2 protein-coding genes and 1 pseudogene are annotated in these 3000 nt (G+C 70.2%); all 3 read right to left on the bottom strand.

Translation table 11 applies throughout. The annotated features are described in order from the left end of the window. Positions 1-860, bottom strand: a pseudogene (locus HOQ08_RS01550) (protein kinase); the annotation flags it as partial. Between the two features lie 57 nt (positions 861-917). Continuing rightward, complete coding sequence (locus HOQ08_RS01555; protein ID WP_291190558.1) at positions 918-1613, bottom strand: hypothetical protein; 696 nt, start codon at positions 1611-1613, stop codon at positions 918-920. Positions 1614-1625: 12 nt separating this feature from the next. Continuing rightward, positions 1626-3000, bottom strand: a 1375-nt coding sequence (locus tag HOQ08_RS01560) for a serine/threonine-protein kinase (RefSeq protein ID WP_343203802.1), incomplete at its 5' end; no start/stop codon positions are given.

A 3000-nucleotide genomic window follows, 5' to 3' on the forward strand; every position in this document is an offset into this window, starting at 1 on the left:
TACTCCATCGTCATGAAGACGATGGTGCGGTCCTTGTCGAAGTCGTAGACGCGCACGATGTTGTCGTGCGCCAGCGACTGCGAGCGGCGCGACTCGCGCTGCAGCGCGATCAGCGAATCGGGATGGCGACGGAACTCGTCGTTGAGCACCTTCACCGCCACGTAGGGATCGCGGTCGCGCGCCTCCACCTTGCGCTCGTCGCGCGCCAGGAACACCACGCCCATGCCGCCACGGCCGATCTCGCGCTCCAGGTGGAAGCGGCCCTTGAGCAACATGCCGACGCTGGCGTGGTCGCCACCCTCGGCACTGGCGATGCGCTCCCAGCTGGCGTTGTTGAAGCTGCTGGCGGAGTGGCTGCCGGCGGTGCCCTGGGTGCCGGTGGATTGGCCAGTGTCCGCGTCTTGGCCATGCGACGCCGGTTTGACCACGGTGGCCTCGTCGAACGGTGCGGCCGGTGGCAGCGGGCGCGAGGCCGGCATCACCACGGTGGCGTCGGCGAACTGCTCGGCCGATGCACCGATACGCTCCGCAGCCGGCACTACGCGGGTGACATCGTCATCGACCGCCACGGCATCCGGCACGAAAGGCGCGGCAGGCACCACCCGGGTGGCGCCGTCGACGGTGCGCGGCGGCGCCTCGTCGCCCACGCGGGCCGTCTGCGAGGCGACCAGCCGGGCCAGCAGCACGCGCCCGATCTCCGCATCCAGCTCACCCTCGTCGTGCATGCGGCGCACGAGCGCCAGCTCGTCGTGGTGGCGATCCTCCGGCACCGAGCCGCGCCGTGCCAGCGCGTCGAGCAGCACGGAAAGCGGCAGGTGGCCGTTGCGGAAGGCGGCGATCAGATCGGCAAGCGTGTTCATCCGTAGCTCTTGGGTCAGTCATGCAGCCGCCGGGATCGCGGCCGAAACGCGCCGTGGTCAGCCGACCACCAGCATGGGCACTTCGTTGGTACGCACCTGCCGGCCGTCCATGTACAGCGCCGAACGCATGGTGTAGCGCCCGTCCTGGATGCCCTTGGGCAGGTTGAAATCGAAGTTGGTTTCGTACTCGCCGGTGCCGTCGATGGCGGTGGCGTCCTTGGTCACGGTGGTCAGCTGCTTGCCCTCGGGCGAGAACAGGGTCAGCTGTTCCTTCAGCTGCGGCGCGGCATCGTGGGTGCCGCGGATCAGCGTGACGCGCGATTGCATCGCCGCCTTGCTGCCTGACTTGACCGTCTCGCCGGGCAGCAGCGCGCTCTGGTAGGCGCCGATGGTGTTGCTCGCCGGCAGCGCGCCGCGGTCGTGCTTGTACTGCGCCTCCACGGCGCGCGCATCCCTGACCTGGCGGCTGTGATAGTTGTAGGCCATGCAGGCGAACACACCGATGCCGGCGCCGATCGCGGCCCCGGCCAGGTGGCCCTTGCCCTGGCCGAACATCGAACCGGCCAGCGCGCCGATGGCGCCGCCCAGCGCGGGATTGCACTCGTGCGGGGCCTCGTCTGCGGTATTGGCACCGGCATTGGCACCCGCGCCGGAAGGCATGCCCAGGCCGCCCATCTGCGCGCAGCCGCTCACCAGCGCGAGCACGCAGGCCGCACCCAGGAGACTTGCACCACGAAATCCGTATGCATGCATGACCGTCACTCCTCAGTTGATCGAGATATTGCTCATCGCTTGCTGTTGTGCCTGCTGCGCTCGCCGCAGCAGGCGTTTTGCCGCCGTGTCGCCCGGATTCACCCGGAGCGCTGCCTTCGCGTTGGCGATCGCCGCGGAATAGTTCTGCTGGGCGAAGTTGCGCTCGCCTTCGCGCAGCAGCCCGGCGGCCACTTCCTGCATGCGGGCGGCGGGACTGTCGGATGGCTGCGGCACGGGCGCCGGCTTCTCCGCCCGCGGCGGTTGTTTCGGCGCAGACGGCTGGACCGGCAGCGGCGCGGATGCAGGCGGCGGCGCCGACGAGGCCACGGCCGCCGGCACGCCCGCAGCGCTGCCGGCCGCAGCCGGTACGGACTGCGTGGGCGTTTGCGCGACAGCGACCCGGGGTTGCTCCAGGTCGTGTTTCTCCTTGTCCACGGCCATGCGCTTCAAGTCCAGCCGTGGCAGGAACAGATGCAGTTGCGCAGGCAGTGCGAACACGCGCCCGGCAGCGGCGTAGTCGAGCCTTCCCCTCGCCGGGTTCCAGTAGGCGTCGACGCGGTCGAGCAGGAAGGCCTGTACGAGGTCGCCCTGGTCGAGCATCAGCTGCCTGCGCTCGCCCTCGCCCAGCTGGGCCAGCGCGGCGGCCGCCTCGGCCTCGTCGGCGTAACGCTGTGGGTTGCCAGGCTGGAAGCGGGCGACGACCTCGGCGACATGCCGCGCGCGCAGCTGGCCGAACGCGAACCAGCCTGCCGCCAGCAGCAGCGCGATGCCGGCGAGCGCGTAGGCCAGCGGGCGGCCGACACGCTCGCGCAGGCTGACCTCGCGCAGGCCTTCGATCAGCTGGCCGGCGCTCTTCAGCCGCTTGTCGGCGGTGAACGCCACCGCGTCGCACAGCGCGCGGTATTGCCGCTTGGTCAGCCCGGGCACCGGCGGCGGGCGGCGCCGCTCGCGCAGCGCCGTCTCGGCGCTGGCCCGGTCGAACGGGTGCTTGCCGGTCAGCAGTTCGAAGGCCACGCAGCCCAGCGCATAGATGTCGTCAGTGGGCTGCGGCGGCTTGCCCTCGATCATTTCCAGGCTGGCGTAGGCCGGCGTGAGCGCGCCGAGCTTGCCGGCGTCGAACACCGTCTGGTCCTCGGCCGTGTCGCCGGGCTGCTTGCCGGCGCGGGCGATGCCGAAGTCGAACACCTTGGGCACGCCATCGCGCGTGACCATCACGTTGCCCGGCTTGAAGTCCGAGTGCACCACGCCGGAATCGTGCGCGCGCTTGAGTGCGCGGGCCATGCCTTCGATCAGCGGACGGGCCTGTGCCAACGGCAGGCCCTTATAGGCGCGTTCGCGGATCAGCGTCTTCAGATCCGAGCCGTCGACGTACTCCATCGTCATGAAG

The organism is Frateuria sp. (genome assembly GCF_013362045.1).
Lineage (GTDB): Bacteria > Pseudomonadota > Gammaproteobacteria > Xanthomonadales > Rhodanobacteraceae > Frateuria_A.

Bases quoted from the DNA above. Each gene is read 5' to 3' on its own strand.
- HOQ08_RS01555 (WP_291190558.1), bottom strand. From the start codon at position 1,613: ATGCATGCATACGGATTTCGTGGTGCAAGTCTCCTGGGTGCGGCCTGC.